Genomic DNA, 16,134 nt, shown 5'->3' on the forward strand with positions numbered 1-16,134 from the left:
AAGGGGGATGCTACGGCAGGGGAGTGGTGCCCGGGACGAATACCTCACACATATGCCGAAGAGCCAGCCCGCGCCACCCCGCACGCCCGTGTGAGTTCAGGGCGCCTGTGCGGAGCCCCGCCGGCCGCCCACCGACGGGGCCGTCGAGTGCGGCAGCAGGCCGTGCGGGTCGTCCGGAAGGAGCACCTCGACCTCCACGTCCTCCCGGAACCGGTACGGCCGGTGCTCCAGGAACCCCCCGAGGTACCGCCGTACCCGCGACATCTCGGCGCGCACCGTCACCGTGCGGGCCCGGTCGCCGAACACCTCCTCGGCCAGGCCGGCGGCGCTGCGCCCGCAGCGGTGCACGGCCAGCAGGTACAGCAACTCCGCGTGGCGGGGGCTCAGTTCGCGGCTCCAGGAGCCCGCGCCGCCGGAGACCCGCAGCGACCAGCGGCGCGGATGTCTGAGGTCCAGCACGATCCGGGCGCCGTCCGGCACCGGCTCGTCGGCGGGCCGCACCAGCCAGCCCCCGGCCAGCGGCTCCACCGTGCACGGTCCCAGCCCCGGCAGCCGGTTCGGACCCGCCGACGGCGACCTCGGCAGCGCGATCCGCCGCGTGTACGGCATCCCGGTCACGGCCGCGGTCCAGCCGTCGTCGTCGACGACCAGGGCGCGCCCGTCGAGCCGGGCCAGCACCGGTGCCGCCACCGCGCGCAGCCGCTCCAGCGACTCCAGGTGCATCTCGCGCAGCCGCGCCTCGGCCAGCTTGGCCACCGAGTCGACCCAGGCCAGCGTGGCCGGGTGCATCGTCTCCAGCGGCCCGCTGACGTCCACCACGCCGATGAGCCGTCCGTCCCGGGGATCCGTCAGGGGCGCGCCGGCACAGGTCCAGGTGGCGTGCGAGCGCACGAAGTGCTCCGAGGCGAAGACCTGCACCGGACGGCGCGTGACCGCCGGAGTGCCCACGCCGTTGGTGCCGACGACCTCCTCCCGCCAGTCCGCGCCGAGTTCGAAGCCCAAGCCGTCGGCCTTGCGCAGCACCCGCGCGCTGCCCTCACGCCACAGCACCCGGCCCTCCTCGTCGGCGACCACCATGATGTGGTGGGCGACGTCCGCGACCGACAGCAGCCCCTCCCGCAGCACCGGCAGCACATGCCGCAGTGCCGAGGTCTCGCGCCTGCGCTGCACCTCCTCACGCGACAGCAACCCGGATCTGACGTCGTGGTCGGGATCCACGCCGCTGCGCAGCATCCGCTCCCAGGACTGCCCGATCACCGGGCGGGGCGCCAGGGGCGCGCGCTGTCCGGAGAGCGTGGCGGAGCGGACCTCGCTGAGCATCCGGGCAGCCCGCGCCGTGTCGACGGCGGCGAGCTGCGTCACGTCCATCGGGGAGAGCGCCACTGGTCCTCCTGGAAGAAGGCTCGGAGGGCAGCCCTGGTCACGGCCGTACGGCCGCTGCCCCCCGAAGTCCGTTCTGACTGTCCGTCTCATAGTGCCGCCTGCCCAGGACGGAGGCGCACAGTCCGCACACAGTCAGCAGCAAGTTGCAACCCCTTGCAACCCTGGTCAACGGCCCGACGGTGATTGAAACTTGAGCGACGCCGTCCTGAACGGCGTCCACGGCTCGGAACGGGCCAGTGCGGCGGGGGTGGTGCCGTGTCGGCGCAGCACCACCCCCGCGACTCCTGAACGGCCGGTCAGGACACCGGCCGGGCCCGCTCCACCACCGACGCCAGGTCCAGGGTGTGGGGCAGGGTCCCGAAGGCCGCTCCGCCGTCGCCGCCCAGCCGGGCCGCGCAGAACGCGTCGGCGACCTCCGGCGGCGCGTACCGGACGAGCAGCGCACCCTGGAACACCAGCGCCAGCCGCTCCACCAGCCGCCGCGCCCGCCCCTCGACGCCCTCCAGATCGGACAGTTCGGTCAGCAGGTTCTTGATGGCGCCGTCCAGCCGGTGGTCGGCGCCGCGCGCCTGCCCGATCTCCCGCAGATACGCGTCGAGCGCCTGCGGCTCACGGCGCAGGGCGCGCAGCACGTCCAGCGCCTGGACGTTGCCCGCGCCCTCCCAGATCGAGTTGAGCGGCGACTCGCGCACCAGCCGGGGCATGCCGGACTCCTCGACGTACCCGTTGCCGCCCAGGCACTCGGCCGCCTCCACCGCCACCGGGGCGCAGCGCTTGGTCACCCAGTACTTGGCCGCCGGCACCGCGATCCGCAGCAGCGCCCGCTCCTGCTCGCCACCGTCGTCGTACGCGGCCGCGAGCCGCAGCGCCAGTGTCGTCGCCGCCTCCGACTCCAGCGCCAGGTCGGCGAGGACGTTGCGCATCAGCGGCTTGTCGATCAGCTTCCCGCCGAAGGCCTCGCGGTGCGCGCAGTGGTGGACGGCCTGCGCGACCGCCTGCCGCATCAGCCCCGCCGAGCCCAGCACACAGTCCAGCCGGGTCGCCGCCACCATTCCGATGATGGTGCGCACCCCCTGCCCCTCCTCGCCGACCCGGCGGGCCCAGGTGCCGTCGAACTCGACCTCGGCGGAGGCGTTGGAACGGTTGCCCAGCTTGTCCTTGAGCCGCTGGATGAGGAACACGTTGCGCGTGCCGTCCTCCAGCACCCGGGGGACCAGGAAGCACGTCAGCCCGTCCGGCGCCTGGCCCAGGACGAGGAATCCGTCCGACATCGGCGCCGAGCAGAACCACTTGTGCCCGGTCAGCTCGTACGCGCCCTCCTCGGAGAGCGGACGGGCGGACGTGGTGTTGGCGCGTACGTCGCTGCCGCCCTGCTTCTCCGTCATGCCCATCCCGAACAGCACCCCGGCCTTGTGGTGCGCGGGCCGCAGGCCGCGGTCGTACACCGTCGACGTCAGCCGCGGCTCCCACTCCGCGGCGAGCTCCGGGTCCGTGCGCAGCGCGGGCACGGCCGCGTGCGTCATCGACAGCGGGCAGCCGTTGCCGGCCTCGACCTGCGTCCACACCAGGAACGCCGCGGCCCGCCGCACATGCCCGCCCGGCCGGGTCCAGGCCGACGTCAGACCGGCCGAGACGCCCTTGCCGAGCAGCCGGTGCCAGGCCGGGTGGAAGTCGACCTCGTCGACGCGGTGCCCGTAGCGGTCGTGGGTCCGCAGCCGGGGCGGGTTCTCGTTGGCCTGCGTGCCCCATTCCTGCAGCTGGGCCGAGCCGGAGGTCCGCCCGAGCGCCGACAGTTCCTCGATCGCCTCGTCGACCAGGCCGGCGTCCAGATGCCGGCGCACCGCCGCCGTCAGGGCCCGGTCGGCGGTGAACACGTCGTAGCCGACCAGCGGCGGGACCTGGTTCGTCACAGTGTGCGTGGAGCCTGCCATGTCTGCGAACCTACCCGCTACGACGCCGCTCACCACAGGGGAGCGAGCAGGCTGCGGGTGAGCGCCACCAGGCCCGACGGATACCTTTAGGGCGTGCAGCCAGCAAGTGAAACCCCCGACAGGCCCTCCGGCCGCCTCCACCGGGCCCGAGCCCTCTACCGGAACGTCTCCAAACGCAGGACCGCCTGGCTGTTGCTCAAGGACACCGTCAACTCCTGCATCGAGTACCGGATCCTGGGGCTGGCGGCCGAGGCGGCGTTCTTCACGCTGCTGTCCGTGCCGCCGCTGCTGCTGAGCATGATCGGACTGCTCGGCTACGTCGACGCCTGGACCGGCGCCGACACCATCGAGAGCCTGCAGACCAACATCCTGGAGGCCTCCCGCACGGTGCTGTCCGACCGGGGCGTCAGGGAGATCGCGGAGCCGATCCTGCACGACGTGATGAAGGGCGGCCGGCCCGACGTCATCTCCATAGGCTTCCTGTTCGCCCTGTGGTCCGGCTCGCGCGCCGTGAACGTCTTCATCGACACGATCACCGTGATGTACGGCCTCGACGGCGTCCGGGGCATCGTCAAGACCCGCCTGCTGGCCTTCCTGCTCTTCATCGTGGCCCTGCTGATCGGCTCGGTCGCCCTGCCGCTGATGGTGGCCGGGCCGGACGCGGTGGTGCGGATCGTGCCCTGGTCGACGACCGTCGTCCAGGTCCTGTACTGGCCCGTCGTGATCCTGCTGTCCATCGCCTTCCTGACGACGCTGTACCACGTGTCCGTGCCCGTGCGCTCCCCGTGGATCGAGGACGTGCCGGGCGCCCTGGTCGCCCTCGGCATGTGGGTGCTCGGCAGCTTCCTGCTGCGGATCTACCTGACCAGCACGGTCGAGGGTCCGACCATTTACGGCTCGCTGGCCGCGCCCGTCGCCGTGCTGCTGTGGATCGGCGTGTCCGCGTTCGCCGTGCTCGTCGGGGCCGCGGTCAACGCCGCCATCGACCGGGTCTGGCCGGCCGCCGCCACGGCCGCCGCCCGCGAGGCCAACGAGCGGCTGCGGCAGGCGCAGGTCGCCGAGTACGTGGCCCGGGCCGCCGCCGCGGGGGAGGCCGACCCCGACATGCCCTCGGAGTTCCCCGAGCGGTGGTCCCGCTTCCTGCCGCCGGAGGACGTCACGTCCCGCCTGCGCACCCATGTGAAGAGCACGCACGTGAGGACCACCCACGGCGGGAAACCGCCGCACCACGGGGACGAGCCGCCCGCCGAGCGGTGACCGGCGCCCAGCCGCCCGCCGAGCGGTGACCGGCGCCCAGCCGCCCGCCGAGCGGTGACCGGCGCCCAGCCGCCCGCCGAGCGGTGACCAGGGCCCTCGGCGGGTGCCGCCGCACCACGGGGACGAGCCGCCCGCCGAGCGGTGACCAGCGGCCGACCTCCAGGCGCCGCCGAGCGGTGACCGGCGCCCTCGGCGGGATACCGCCGCACCACGGGCACCAGCCGCCCGCGCCGTCAGCTCGCGACCTGAAGCCCGTGGGTTCTACGTGACGGCCTCGCCCCAGGTCGGCAGCCGCGGCCCCGACGCGCCGCGGGTCCGCCCACGTACCGGTCGCCCGCCGCCGGCGCCGCCACGTCCGCGACCTCCCACGCCGACCAACCGCTCGCGCACCTCGCCGCCCGGGAACACCGGCCGACGGTCTGCCGCAGCTCCTCCAGAGCGGCCCTTCGTCGACGTTCTGGGCGCACCCGCCGCCCGGACGACCGTCAGGTCCCCGCCCGCCGCGCGCACCGCCTTCCTCGACGGGCAGCGCCCGGTCCTGGCCCCGCACCGACAGCAGCCTCAGCAGCCGCACGCCCGGCCCGGCCCCTCTCCCGGGCGAGCCGTGTCCGACAGGTGCACCACGTCGACTGCCTCCGCGCGCCCCGCAGCAGCGCCTCCCACGTCGTACGTCGTCCCGGTCGAAGTTCCGTACCCGCGACGCCGCCCGCACCGCCGGCCCGGCGGCCCGCACGGCCTCGGCCCGGCGGCTGCTCCACCCGCCGGTGATCACCGCGCTGCGGGCCAGGGCCTGGTTCGCCCGGCCCGAGGCGGAGCCGCCCGGCTGATGGTGACACCGTCGGCGCGATCGCCCGGCAGGTCGGCCACGGCAGCGCGTCCGCGCTGTCGGTCGCGGGCGAACGGGTCCACGGCGTCAGCCCGCAGAGGACCGGAGCCGGGCGGCGTAGCCTGGCGTACGTGTCCCCGTACCTGTACGCGGAGCGGCCGGCCCGGCTGCCGGGCGCGGTGGTGTGGACGAACACCTCGACCGGCGCCGAAGCGGGCCGCGTGCTGCCCGACGGCTGCATGGACCTGCTGTGGAACGACGGGCGGCTGCTGGTCGCCGGACCCGACACCCGCGCGTACGTCACCGAGGGAGCGCCCAGCACCTGGGCGGGCGTCCGCTTCTTCCCGGGCACGGCGCCCGCGCTGCTCGGGGTGCCCGCGCACGAACTGCGCGACCGCCGGGTCGACCTCGCGGACCTGTGGCCCGCCCCGTACGTGCGGCGCCTGGCCGCACACGTCGACGCGGCCCCCGACCCGGCGACCGGACTGGAGGACCTGGCACTGCGCCGCGCGGCCGGCACCGACCCGCCCGACCCGCTGCTGCGGCGCGTCGTGACGGCGCTGGCCGCCGGCCGTTCCGTCGCCGCGACGGCCGACGAACTCGGCCTCACCGCCCGCCAGTTGCACCGCCGCTCCCTGACGGCCTTCGGCTACGGCCCCAAGACGCTGGCCCGTGTGCTGCGGCTGCGGCGTGCCCTCGCGCTGGCCCGCTCCGGCCTGTCCCTGGCGCAGACGGCGGCCCGGGCCGGTTACGCGGACCAGGCGCACCTGACCCGGGACGTACGGGAGTTGACCGGGCTGCGGCCCCGCGACCTACTGGCCCGGTAGCGGCGCGAACAGGTCCACCCCGTTGCCGTCCGGGTCGTGCACGGTCGCGTACCGCTGCCCCCAGAAGGCGTCCCAGGGCTTCAGTTCCCCGTGGTACCCGGCCCCCACCAACTCCTCGTACACGGCGTCGACCTCCGCGGGCGCGTCGCAGCGCAGGGCCAGCGAGGCGCGGCTGCCCCCGGAGGGTGGCCGCCAGGCGGCGTGGAAGGACCGGACGGTCTCCTCGGTGTCGAGCAGCAGCCGCAGCCCGCCGGGCAGTTCGGCCTCGGCGTGCGGCGCGGACTCCGAGCCCTCCGGGAAGGGGAACCCGAGGCGGCGGTAGAAGGCGACGGAGGCGGCCATGTCGGAGACGACGAGGCCGATGGCATCGAATCGTGGAGTCATGCGGCCACGGTAGGCAGCGGCGCGGCGCGGCGTCTTGAAGGAATCGGACACCGGCGTCCCGCTCACCCGAAGGTCACCGGGCCGCGCGGTGTGTCCACGGTGAAGGAGATGCCCACCGGTCCGGCGGTGACGTCCAGGTCGGTTCCGACGGCGCTCAGCAGGGTGCGGATCTCCCGCGGGTCCGGGGCGGTGGCGGACATCGACACCAGGGGAGTGTCGGGGAGACCGGAGGCGGTCGGGTGGGCGGAGGCCCCCAGTCGATGAGGAACGGCACCAGGCCGGAGGGGTGCGCCGTGCCGCCGTCGGTCAGACGCCACTCCAGCAGCGTGCCGTCGGGACGGCGGCGGCTCATCGGCCGCACGGCGCCGGGATCGTAGCCGCGGGCACGGGCGGTCGCGACCGCCGCGTCGAGGCCGGGCCGGCTGATCGCCCAAGTGACCGTCCGCGGGGCGGTCAGCCCGTCGACACCGAAGGGCCGCGGACCGGTCGGCGCGGGCTGCTCCGGATCGGGTCCGATGATCTCCAGATAGCTGGTGCCGCCCAGCGCGACCAGGTGGTTGTGCGTGCCGAAGCCGACGTGGACGCCGCCCTCGGCCGGGACCACGCCGGTGCGGCGGGCGAAGTCGGCGACCGTTGCCGCCAGGTCGGGGTGGCGTGGACGAGGTGGTCCAGCCGGGCGGGAACGCCGCTCATCCTCTTCATCCCTGTCGAAACTGTCCGGGCACGGCGGGCCCGGTGGGTGCCTTCGCGTGGGGTGGCGGCGGGCGATGTCCGTGCAGGCGGGGAAGCGCTCACGTGGGGTTGTCGGGCGGACCGCACTGGCCGCACAGCACGCGTCTCCGAACACCCGTACGGCATGATGCGGGCATGGTCCGAAGACTGCGCACCTTACCGGCGCTGTGCGTTCTGCCCGTCCTGCTCACCGCCTGCGGGACCGAGAAGGCGGGCACCGGTTCGCCCGCCGACCCGGCCGAACTCGCCTCCCGCGCACGCGCTTCGGGCATCGCGCCGGAGCACGTCTACGTCACCGAGGTCTCCGGTTTCACCCTCGCCCAGCAGTCCGTCGGCGTGTACGGCGGCGACGGCTTCTCCGCGACGTACGTCTCCGCACAGGGCGGCGGGCAGCTCCATCTGCGCGTCGACCGGGGCACGATGACCGCCGAGAGCTGTCCGCGCCGGCCCGTCGGCACCGCATCCGGCGCGCGCACCACCTGCGAACGCGACGGCGAGGCGTGGTACCGCAGCGGCGGCGGACAGCGGGAGTACGCGGTGCCGAAGAAGGGCCACGTCGTGCGGATCACCGGCGAAGGAGTCGAGCGCGACGTCCTGCGCCAGGCGGCCCGCTCCGTGCACCGCCCCTCCGACGCCGAACTCGACACCCTCCTCCCGCCCGCCTCCGGCCCCACCGAACCAGTCGAACGGGGTGACCTGCCCCCGGTCGGTGACGGAGCCCCGGACAACAACGTCGGAACCAGCGGCTGATCCCGAAATTTTCGGCTTGATCACTTGCCTGGGACCGCGCACGCCGACGGCATAGGGTCGTCGGCATGGCGCCCCGACTTCTCGTCTGCACCCGCACCACCGCCTACCGGCACGACTCGATCCCCGCCGGGATCGCCGCCCTGCGCACCCTCGGCGACTTCGAGGTCGACGCCACCGAGGACCCGGCGGCCCTCGAGCAACCCCTGGGCGGCTACGCCGCCGTCGTCTTCCTCTCGACGAGCGGCGAGATCCTGACCCCGGCCGGCCGTGCGCGGCTCGCGGCGTACGTCGAGTCGGGCGGTGGCTTCGTCGGCGTGCACGCCGCGGCCTGCACCGAGTACGACTGGCCGTACTACGGCGAGCTGCTCGGGGCCCGGTTCGCCCGTCACCCCCTCCACCAGCCCGGCAAGGCCGTCGTCGAGGACGGCACCCACCCGGCCACCCGGCACCTGCCCGCCGTGTGGCACCTCACCGACGAGTGGTACGACTTCCGCACCAACCCCCGCGGCAGCGCGCACGTCCTCGTGCGGGCCGACGAGTCGTCGTACGAGGGCGGCGGCATGGGCGAGGACCACCCGCTGGCATGGTGCCGCGAACAGGGTACGGGCCGCGTCTTCTACACCGCCCTCGGCCACGCGCCGGAGGCGTACGGGGATCCGGACTTCCGGGCTCATCTGCACGGCGGGATCATGTGGGCGGCGCGCCTTCCGAGGGCCTAGAGGGGGCGTACGGCGACCGCGTCCACCTCGAACAGCATGCCCGGCAGCGCGAGCGAGGCGACGCCGCTCAGTGTCTGGGCCGGGAGCCGGTCGCCGAAGCGAGCGTGTAATGCCTTACCGAGGGTCCGCAGCTTGTCGAGGTCGTGGTCGACGATGAACGTGCCCAGCCGGACCACGTGTTCGAGGCCGAGACCGACTCCCTCCAACGCCGACCGCAGCCGGTCGAAGGCCAGTTCCACCTGGGCGGCGAAATCGCCCGGCACCGGGTTGCCCGTGTCGTCTGAGGCGTACTGGCCGCCGATGAAGATGACTTCACCAGGGGCCGAGACGGCATGGCTGTAGCCGAACGGTGTCGGGTCGTGCAGGGCGGCCGGGTTGGTGATCGTGCGCACGTCGTGTGTCATGGTCGGCAGTCCTTCCGTGGAGTACGGCCCGCGCTCGGACACTCGGGCTCAAGCCTCAGGTTCAGGGCTCAGGGCACACGAGGGCACTCGGGCGCACAAGGCGCGGAATGGTCGTCAGTCACCCCAACTTGCCTGTCGGTCTGGCCTATTCCCGGATCCGACGGTCGCACCCGCAGGGCACCTGCTCGTCCGGGATGTCCCTCACCGGCCCCCGGAACGCGACCGCCAGGGAGTGCTGCGTGCCCTCGCGCGTACGCCGGGAGGCCGGGGCCGGTCAGGCGCGCGGCGGGGCCGTGCTCGCCCGTTCGACCAGGCGGGTGGAGAGTTCGGTGCGGGTGCCCTCGGGACGGCTGCCGTCCATCATCCGTACCAGCAGGCGCAACGCCGTCGCTGCCATCTCCGACAGCGGCTGGCGCACCGTCGTCAGGGCCGGCGTGACCCAGCGGGCCTCCGGCAGGTCGTCGAAACCGACCACGCTGATGTCGTCCGGGACCGTCAACCCCCGTTCGGCCAGCGCCTCGTAGACCCCGAGCGCCATCCGGTCCGAGCAGACGAACACGGCCGTCGGAGGCTCGGGCAGGTCCAGCAGCTCGCGCATGCGGCGGCGGGCCGCCGCCTCGTCGGAACCGGCGTGCCGGACGTACTCGGTGCGGTGCCGCACGCCCGCCGAGGCCAGGGCCGAGCGGTAACCGGCGACCCGCGCGCTGCTGCCCAAGGTGTGCCGGTGACCGGCGACGACGGCGATCCGCTCGTGGCCGAGCGCCAGCAGGTGCTCGGTCGCCGTCACCCCGCCCTGCCAGTTCGCCGCGCCCACCGACACCGCCCCGGGCGGCGGTTCGAGGACCGGGTCGATCATCACGAACGGGATGCGGTGCTGCTCCAGCCAGGCGTACTGCGACTCGCTGAGCTCGGCCAGGTTGAACAGCACGCCGGACGAGCCGCGCGCGCCCAGCTTGTCCAGCCAGCCGCGTTCCGGGCGCCCGCCCCGTTTACGGGTCAGGGCGGCGCAGACCACGACCTCCAGGCCCGCGTCGCGCGCCGCCTCCTCCACACCGTGGAGCACCGCGCCCGACCCGGAGCTCTCCAGGGAGTGCACGACGAGATCGACCAGGCGGGGAGCCTTGGCGGCGTCGAAGCGGGGTCTGCGGACGTAACCGAGCCGGTCCAGCGCCTCGGTGACGCGCCGCCGGGTCTCGGGCGCCACGTCCTCCCGGCCGTTCACCACCTTCGACGCGGTCGGCACCGACACCCCCGCCTCGCGGGCCACGACCGCCAGCGTCGGACCGGCCGCCACGCTCGCACTTCCCGTACGGACCATCGGGAACCCACCTCTCCGGCCCGCCCGAGGGCCGTGGAAAGTTTCGACCAGCGCTGCCTGCCGCGGACCGGGGAGCGAGCCCGACCGGCCCGACAGAAAGCGCTTCCTACTCTAAGTCTGGCGCAACACGGCGGGAAGACAGAGGAATCCACGGAGTTCCTTCGGGCAAAACTTTCGAAACCCCGAACAGCGGGCAATCCACCGCGGTGACGCGGGCCGTGGGGCGCGCCTTAAGCTCGGCAGCATGAGGATCACGGTGCGGCCGGCGGCCGAGGCGGACCTGTCGGCGGTGCTGGGCCTCTACGGCGAGTTGAACCCTGACGACGCCCCGCTGCCCCGGGCGTCCGCGGAGGCCATCTGGGCCGACATGGCGGGGCAGCGGGGACGGACCGTCCTGGTGGCCGACGCCGACGGCACCGTGGTCGGAACGGCGGACTGCGTGGTGCTGCCGAACCTCACGCGCGGTGGCCGGCCCATCCTCTTCGTGGAGAACGTCGTGGTGTCCGGCTCACACCAGCGGCGCGGCGTCGGGCGTCGACTGATGCAGGCCGCCGTGGAACTGGCCGAAGCGGGCGGCTGCTACAAGGCCCAGTTGCTGGCCGCCGACGACGCGTACGTCCATGCCTTCTACGCCGCCTGCGGATTCGAGCCCCTGGCTCAGGGGTTCCGTCGTTACCTCACCCGCGCGTGAGCGCCCGGGGCCGCTCCTCGGCCGTGCACATCAGGCGGAAACCCGTGAAGTCCGCCGTCCACGCCGCGTCCACGAGATCCGTCGCATGGATGCCCGCCAGCAGGCCGGTGAAGCGCAGGCGTGCGCCGTGGTCGTCGGACAGGTGGCTGATGTCCAGCGCGGGGCCGACCGTCGTGCGGGTGCCGTCCGTCGCGTACCAGAAGAGGGCGGCCGTGCCGTCGACCGTGACGCCGAGGGTGACCTTCGCCGTCGCCACGTCCACGACGGCCACCTGCCGGGCGCCCCGCTCGTCGCGTGCGACCAGGCTGAGCACCGTACGGCCCGCATCCCGCCACTGCTGTCCGCGCTGCGGCTCGCCCTCGGGCTCGGCCCAGGTCAGGTCCAGGCCGACATAGGCCTCGGCGTCGTACCGGAGCACCAGCCCCGCGGCCTGGGTGAAGGCGGACGGCCGGGCCTCGACGGTGACCTCGGCCTCCGCGCGGTGCTCGGTGACGCGCTGCGCCAACAGGCTGTGCGCCCAGCGCGACTCGGGACCGTGCCGGCCGCGCAGCCGGATCCACCCCGGCCGGCTGCTCGTGTCCGCCCACGAGCGATCGACGGGTCCGCGCAGGGTGCTCCACGGCCACGACAGTCCCTCGGGCGGGGCGGACGGCGGGGGCGGGGAGTGCGGGGCCGGTACCTCGACCTCCACCGCGGGGTGCCATCCCTCCTGCCGCAACCGGGGCCAGCCGTCCGCGTCCCAGACCACCGCCTGGATCGCCGTCTCCCGGCCGAGGGTGCAGCGGCGGCCGTGCGGGGTGTGCAGGGGGCGGGCCGTCAGATGACTCAGGAGCCACGTCCCGTCCGGGGCCTGGAACAGCTCCCCGTGCCCGGCCTTCTGCAACGGCACCCCCGGGTCGTCCCGGGTGGTCAGCAGGGGCCGTTCGTCCAGTTCGTACGGGCCGGTCAGCGCACGGCCGCGCGCCACCCGCACCCCGTGCTCCCAGCCCGTGCCGCCCTCGGCGAGGACCAGGTAGTACCAGCCGTCGCGGCGCAGCAGCTTGGGCCCCTCGACGAGCCGGTCGTGCTGGAGCAGCAGGTGGGTGTCGCCCACGGGTGCCAGCGTGTCGCGGTCCAGCTCGGTTGCCACGATCCCGGCGAAGCGCTGACCGCCCGGACGGTGGTCGTTCTGGAGATTGAGCAGCCACAGACGGCCCGCCTCGTGGTACAGGGCCGGGTCGAAGCCATGACTGGCGACCCGGCGCGGGGGGCTCCACGGGCCGCTCACGTCCGGGGCCGTGGAGACGTAGGTGTCCGCGTCGAAGTACGGCGTGCCCACGGAGCGCACGACGGCGTACGTCACCCAGAACCGCTCCCCGTCCCAGCTCAGCGACGGCGCCCAGACGCCGCCCGAGTCGGGCACACCGGCCAGCGAGTCGCCGGGGACCGCGCCCCGGACATGGCCCGCGTACTCCCAGTGCGCCAGGTCGCGGGAGCGGTGGATGGGGAGGGTGGGGAACCACTCGAAGGAGCTCGTGGCCACGTAGTACCACTCCCCGACCCGCACCAGCGACGGGTCGGGGAAGAAGCCGCGCAGGACGGGGTTGTGCAGGACGGTCACGTCGGGACTCCGCAGAAGTGGGTCGCCTGGGGGCGGCGGGGCGTCAGGGTCACCCGCGGCCCCCAGGGAGTCGGGTACGGATCCGGCGCGGGGGCCGTCACTTGAGCGCTCCCAGCGTCACCCCGGTCCGCCAGTACCGGCGCATCGCCACCATCATGATCGCCATCGGGACGATGGACAGCAGCGCGCCCGTCAGGACCAGACTGGTCACGTCGATCCCCGACTCCAGGCGCTTGCCGGTCCAGTTGTACAGGCCCAGGTTGAGTGTCCAGTTCTCCTCGCCGCGCAGCACGGTCAGGGGGAGGAAGAACGCGTTCCAGGTGTTGACGAAGGCCAGCAGGAACACCGTCGCGCCGCCCGTTGTCATCATCCGCAGCACGATGCTGAAGAAGATCCTCAGCTCCCCGGCGCCGTCGATACGGGCCGCCTCCAGCAGTTCGAAGGGGATCGTGGCCTCGGTGTAGACCTTGGCCAGGTAGACGCTGAAGGGGTTGATCAGGCAGGGGATCAGCATCGCCCAGGGGGTGTCGACCAGCCCGATCGCCGAGAACAGCAGGTACAGCGGCAGGGTGAGCAGGGCGATGGGAATGAGGAAGGAGCCCACCACGGCCGCGAACACCGCGCCCCGTCCGGGGAAGTCGAAGCGGGCCAGTCCGTAGCCCGTGGCCAGCGCGACGAGGGTGCCGCCGAGCGAGCCGACCCCCGCGTACAGGAACGAGTTGGCGGTCCAGCGCAGGAAGATGCCGTCGTCGTAGGTGAAGACCTGCTGGAGGTTGTCCCACAGGTGCCAGCCGGAGAACCACAGTCCGTTGCTCTGGTACAGCCCCACGCGATCCTTGGTCGAGGCGACGATCAGCCACCACACCGGGAACAGGCTGTAGACGCTGGCCAGCACCAGACCGAGCAGGAGGAAACGCTGGGCGCCCCGGGAACGCGCGGCCGCGTCCGGCCGGGTGAGCCGCCGCACCGTCCGCGCACGAGGCGGCACGACGGCGGTCTCCGCAGCCTTCTCCGCCCCGTTCTCCTTGCGGTTTTCCGTCAGGGCCATCAGTCCGCCTCCCTCGAGGTCAGCCGGTAGAAGAGGAAGGACGCGACACCGAGGATCAGGGCGAGCAGCACCGACAGGGCCGCGGCGTAGTGGTAGTTGCCGGCGTTGAACGCCTGGTTGTAGATGATCATGATCGGCGTGAAGCTGTCGCTGACCGTCTGCGGCGTCACGTTCCGGAACAGCGCCGGCTCGTTGAAGATCTGCAGCATCTGGATGATCGACAGCAGGGCGGTCAGCACGAGCGCCCCGCGCACGAACGGGATCTTGATGCTCAGCGCGATCCGCAGCTCCGAGGCGCCGTCCAGCCGCGCGGCCTCGAACAGCTCCCGGGGCACTCCCTGGAGCGCCGCGTAGATGATCACCATGTTGTAGCCGATGCCGTGCCAGGTCAGCAGGTTGCCGATGGCCGGCCACACCATCGACGGGGCGAAAAAGTTCCAGTCGAACCCGAACAGCTCGCCGAGCGGCGTCAGCGGACCCACCTCGGGGCTGTACAGGTTGATCCACACGATGGCCGCGACCACCCCGGGGATCATGTACGGCACCAGCAGCAGGATCCGGAACCGGCCGGCCGCCTTCGCGGTGACCGCGTCCAGGAGCAGCGCCAGGACCAGGCTGACGAGCAGCATGAACGGGATCTGCACGCAGCCGAACAGCACCACCCTGAGGATGGAGGTCAGGAACGCCGAGTCGGTCAGCCCGTGCTCGTAGTTCCGCAGCCCGACGAACTCCGTGGTCGCGCCGCCGAGTCCGAGCCCGGACTGCTTCTGCAGGAACAGCGACTGGTAGACCGCGTACCCGATCGGGAGCAGGTAGAGGAAGAGGAAGCCGAGCTGGAAGGGCACCGTGAACGCGGCACCCTTCCAGCGCAGTGAGCGAATCATCGGGTCTGCCTCAGCCCTTGACGTTGATGCCGCGCTGCTTCAGGTCGTTGACCGTCCACTCCTGCATGTGCGCGAGCAGGTCGGTGACCTTCTGCTTCTTGCTGACGACCTTGGCCCACTCGTCCTGCATCTCCGTGAACATCGCGGTCCAGTTGGGGCCGAAGGTCCAGCCGGTCCTGATCGTGCCCAGGCTGTCCGTCACGATCTTCTTGGCCGGCTCGTAGTTCTTGCCCAGCAGCTTCTGCGAGATCGCCTCGGAGACGTACGACTCGCTGTCGGCCAGCGCGGGCATCACGCCGCTGCCGGTCTCCGGGCTCGCCATGGTCTTCACCGCGCCGGGGTCCGTCGACATCCACAGCGCCGCCTGAGCGGCCTGCTCCTTGTGGTCGCACTGCTCGGAGACCAGCGTCAGGTTGCCGCTCTGGTTGGTGCCGGCCGGCGTCCGGGCCGCCTCGCCCTTGAAGGTCGGCCACGGGGCGAGCGCCCACTTGCCGAAGGACTTGGTGAAGTTCTGCACCATGCCGGACATCTGCCAGGTGGAGATCTGCCGGGTGGCGGTTGCGCCGGTGTCGAAACTGCGCTGCACGGCCGCGTAGTCGGCGAAGGAGAGCTTGGCGTTCAGGTCGTTGTCGATGATCTCCTGGATCACCTTCGCGGCCTTCAGAGTGCCCTCGTCCTGGAAGTTCACCTTCCAGGAGTCGCCGTCGATGCTGTACCAGTCGGCGCCGGCCTGCATGGCGAGCACCTCCAGGGTGCTCGGGTCCTCTCCGGCGTAGTTGGTGACCTTGATGCCGTGCTTCTTCAGCTCCTTGCCCGCGGCGATGAAGTCGTCCCAGGTCCTGGGCGGCTGGAGGCCGTACTTGGCGAAGATGTCCGTGCGGTAGATGGTGAAGGCGGGCGCCGAGGCGGTCGGGACGCCGTAGACCTTGCCCTGGACCTGGCCGACGGCCCACGAGCCGGGGTTGAACTTGTCCTTGTTGGACTGGACGTACTGGGTGATGTCGGCGAGCGCGCCCTGCGAGACCCAGCTGGTGACGTACTCGCCGGTGTTCTGCAGCAGGCAGGGCGCGTTGTCGGCCTTGACCGCGTTGGTCAGCTGCTTCTGCATGGTCAGCTGGTCGGTCACCTTGGTGTACTTCAGCTTGACGTCCTTGTGCGAGGCGTTGAACGCCTTGACGACCGCCTCCTGGCCGTTGGCCCAACCCCAGAAGTCGAGGGTGACGGGGCCGGACGGCTTCGACGACGCGTCGTCGCCCGAGTCGGATCCGCCGCAGGCGGAGAGCAGACCGGTGAGCGCGACACCCGCGACGGCGGCGGAGGCGAACCTTCTCCGGGGGCTGGTGGAGTTCATCTGACCGTGATCCTTCGGAATAGGCGTTC

The 16,134-nt window shown here is 72.5% G+C and carries 14 protein-coding genes and 1 pseudogene; 5 read left to right on the top strand and 10 right to left on the bottom strand.

What is annotated here, in order from left to right:
* Positions 1–96: 96 nt before the first annotated feature.
* Positions 97–1,383, bottom strand: coding sequence for a GAF domain-containing protein (locus ACFPZJ_RS14275; RefSeq protein WP_381021145.1), 1,287 nt, complete (start codon positions 1,381–1,383; stop codon positions 97–99).
* A 296-nt stretch (positions 1,384–1,679) separates the two neighbouring features.
* On the bottom strand, positions 1,680–3,314 hold the full coding sequence (locus ACFPZJ_RS14280; protein WP_381021147.1) for an acyl-CoA dehydrogenase family protein: 1,635 nt from the start codon (positions 3,312–3,314) through the stop codon (positions 1,680–1,682).
* 93 nt (positions 3,315–3,407) lie between these two features.
* Here ACFPZJ_RS14280 and ACFPZJ_RS14285 point away from each other — a divergent pair, with 93 nt between their 5' ends.
* The gene (locus ACFPZJ_RS14285; protein WP_381021148.1) at positions 3,408–4,571 is read left to right on the top strand and encodes a YihY/virulence factor BrkB family protein; all 1,164 of its coding nucleotides are present in this window, start codon (positions 3,408–3,410) and stop codon (positions 4,569–4,571) included.
* A gap of 969 nt (positions 4,572–5,540) precedes the next feature.
* A complete protein-coding gene (locus ACFPZJ_RS14290) occupies positions 5,541–6,224 on the top strand; it encodes a helix-turn-helix domain-containing protein (RefSeq protein ID WP_381021316.1) in 684 nt (227 codons plus the stop codon).
* Here the strand turns inward: ACFPZJ_RS14290 and ACFPZJ_RS14295 are convergent.
* Together ACFPZJ_RS14295 and ACFPZJ_RS14300 are read right to left on the bottom strand one after the other, a co-directional pair.
* Complete coding sequence (locus ACFPZJ_RS14295) at positions 6,210–6,608, bottom strand: VOC family protein (RefSeq protein ID WP_381021150.1); 399 nt, start codon at positions 6,606–6,608, stop codon at positions 6,210–6,212. The two genes, ACFPZJ_RS14290 and ACFPZJ_RS14295, sit on opposite strands and share 15 nt — an antisense overlap.
* 62 nt (positions 6,609–6,670) lie before the next feature.
* Positions 6,671–7,301 (bottom strand): annotated as a pseudogene (locus ACFPZJ_RS14300) (VOC family protein).
* Between the two features lie 174 nt (positions 7,302–7,475).
* Between ACFPZJ_RS14300 and ACFPZJ_RS14305 the strand changes: the two are divergent.
* Complete coding sequence (locus tag ACFPZJ_RS14305) at positions 7,476–8,090, top strand: hypothetical protein (RefSeq protein WP_381021152.1); 615 nt, start codon at positions 7,476–7,478, stop codon at positions 8,088–8,090.
* A gap of 65 nt (positions 8,091–8,155) precedes the next feature.
* Positions 8,156–8,809: a ThuA domain-containing protein gene (locus ACFPZJ_RS14310; protein WP_381021154.1), complete on the top strand. Its 654-nt coding sequence runs from the start codon at positions 8,156–8,158 to the stop codon at positions 8,807–8,809.
* Here ACFPZJ_RS14310 and ACFPZJ_RS14315 read toward each other — a convergent pair.
* Together ACFPZJ_RS14315 and ACFPZJ_RS14320 are read right to left on the bottom strand one after the other, a co-directional pair.
* A complete protein-coding gene (locus ACFPZJ_RS14315; protein WP_381021156.1) occupies positions 8,806–9,213 on the bottom strand; it encodes a RidA family protein in 408 nt (135 codons plus the stop codon). The genes ACFPZJ_RS14310 and ACFPZJ_RS14315 overlap by 4 nt on opposite strands.
* Before the next feature lie 274 nt (positions 9,214–9,487).
* A complete protein-coding gene (locus ACFPZJ_RS14320) occupies positions 9,488–10,531 on the bottom strand; it encodes a LacI family DNA-binding transcriptional regulator (RefSeq protein ID WP_381021157.1) in 1,044 nt (347 codons plus the stop codon).
* A gap of 244 nt (positions 10,532–10,775) precedes the next feature.
* Between ACFPZJ_RS14320 and ACFPZJ_RS14325 the strand changes: the two genes are divergently transcribed.
* Positions 10,776–11,222 carry a GNAT family N-acetyltransferase gene (locus ACFPZJ_RS14325; protein WP_381021159.1) on the top strand — a complete coding sequence of 149 codons (447 nt, stop codon included), beginning with the start codon at positions 10,776–10,778 and terminating at the stop codon, positions 11,220–11,222.
* Here the strand turns inward: ACFPZJ_RS14325 and ACFPZJ_RS14330 are convergent.
* From ACFPZJ_RS14330 to ACFPZJ_RS14345, 4 genes are all read right to left on the bottom strand, one after another.
* Positions 11,209–12,822 carry a glycoside hydrolase family 43 protein gene (locus ACFPZJ_RS14330; RefSeq protein WP_381021161.1) on the bottom strand — a complete coding sequence of 538 codons (1,614 nt, stop codon included), beginning with the start codon at positions 12,820–12,822 and terminating at the stop codon, positions 11,209–11,211. The two genes, ACFPZJ_RS14325 and ACFPZJ_RS14330, sit on opposite strands and share 14 nt — an antisense overlap.
* Positions 12,823–12,919: 97 nt before the next feature.
* Complete coding sequence (locus tag ACFPZJ_RS14335; protein WP_381021163.1) at positions 12,920–13,870, bottom strand: carbohydrate ABC transporter permease; 951 nt, start codon at positions 13,868–13,870, stop codon at positions 12,920–12,922.
* Positions 13,870–14,754 (bottom strand): carbohydrate ABC transporter permease, encoded by an 885-nt coding sequence (locus tag ACFPZJ_RS14340; protein ID WP_381021164.1) that lies wholly within the window; start codon positions 14,752–14,754, stop codon positions 13,870–13,872. The genes ACFPZJ_RS14335 and ACFPZJ_RS14340 overlap by 1 nt, the downstream gene beginning before the upstream one ends.
* Before the next feature lie 10 nt (positions 14,755–14,764).
* Positions 14,765–16,105 carry an ABC transporter substrate-binding protein gene (locus ACFPZJ_RS14345; protein WP_381021166.1) on the bottom strand — a complete coding sequence of 447 codons (1,341 nt, stop codon included), beginning with the start codon at positions 16,103–16,105 and terminating at the stop codon, positions 14,765–14,767.
* Positions 16,106–16,134 lie beyond the last annotated feature (29 nt).

This window comes from Streptomyces bullii (assembly GCF_042657145.1).
In the GTDB taxonomy this organism is placed as follows: Bacteria; Actinomycetota; Actinomycetes; order Streptomycetales; family Streptomycetaceae; genus Streptomyces; species Streptomyces bullii.

What these genes read in the sequence shown, in the direction of transcription:
- ACFPZJ_RS14295 (WP_381021150.1), bottom strand. Translation starts at nt 6,608, where the DNA reads ATGACTCCACGATTCGATGCCATCGGCCTCGTCGTCTCCGACATGGCC.
- ACFPZJ_RS14335 (WP_381021163.1), bottom strand. Translation starts at nt 13,870, where the DNA reads ATGGCCCTGACGGAAAACCGCAAGGAGAACGGGGCGGAGAAGGCTGCG.
- ACFPZJ_RS14325 (WP_381021159.1), top strand. Translation starts at nt 10,776, where the DNA reads ATGAGGATCACGGTGCGGCCGGCGGCCGAGGCGGACCTGTCGGCGGTG.
- ACFPZJ_RS14310 (WP_381021154.1), top strand. Translation starts at nt 8,156, where the DNA reads ATGGCGCCCCGACTTCTCGTCTGCACCCGCACCACCGCCTACCGGCAC.
- ACFPZJ_RS14280 (WP_381021147.1), bottom strand. Translation starts at nt 3,314, where the DNA reads ATGGCAGGCTCCACGCACACTGTGACGAACCAGGTCCCGCCGCTGGTC.
- ACFPZJ_RS14320 (WP_381021157.1), bottom strand. Translation starts at nt 10,531, where the DNA reads ATGGTCCGTACGGGAAGTGCGAGCGTGGCGGCCGGTCCGACGCTGGCG.
- ACFPZJ_RS14315 (WP_381021156.1), bottom strand. Translation starts at nt 9,213, where the DNA reads ATGACACACGACGTGCGCACGATCACCAACCCGGCCGCCCTGCACGAC.
- ACFPZJ_RS14340 (WP_381021164.1), bottom strand. Translation starts at nt 14,754, where the DNA reads ATGATTCGCTCACTGCGCTGGAAGGGTGCCGCGTTCACGGTGCCCTTC.
- ACFPZJ_RS14345 (WP_381021166.1), bottom strand. Translation starts at nt 16,105, where the DNA reads ATGAACTCCACCAGCCCCCGGAGAAGGTTCGCCTCCGCCGCCGTCGCG.
- ACFPZJ_RS14305 (WP_381021152.1), top strand. Translation starts at nt 7,476, where the DNA reads ATGGTCCGAAGACTGCGCACCTTACCGGCGCTGTGCGTTCTGCCCGTC.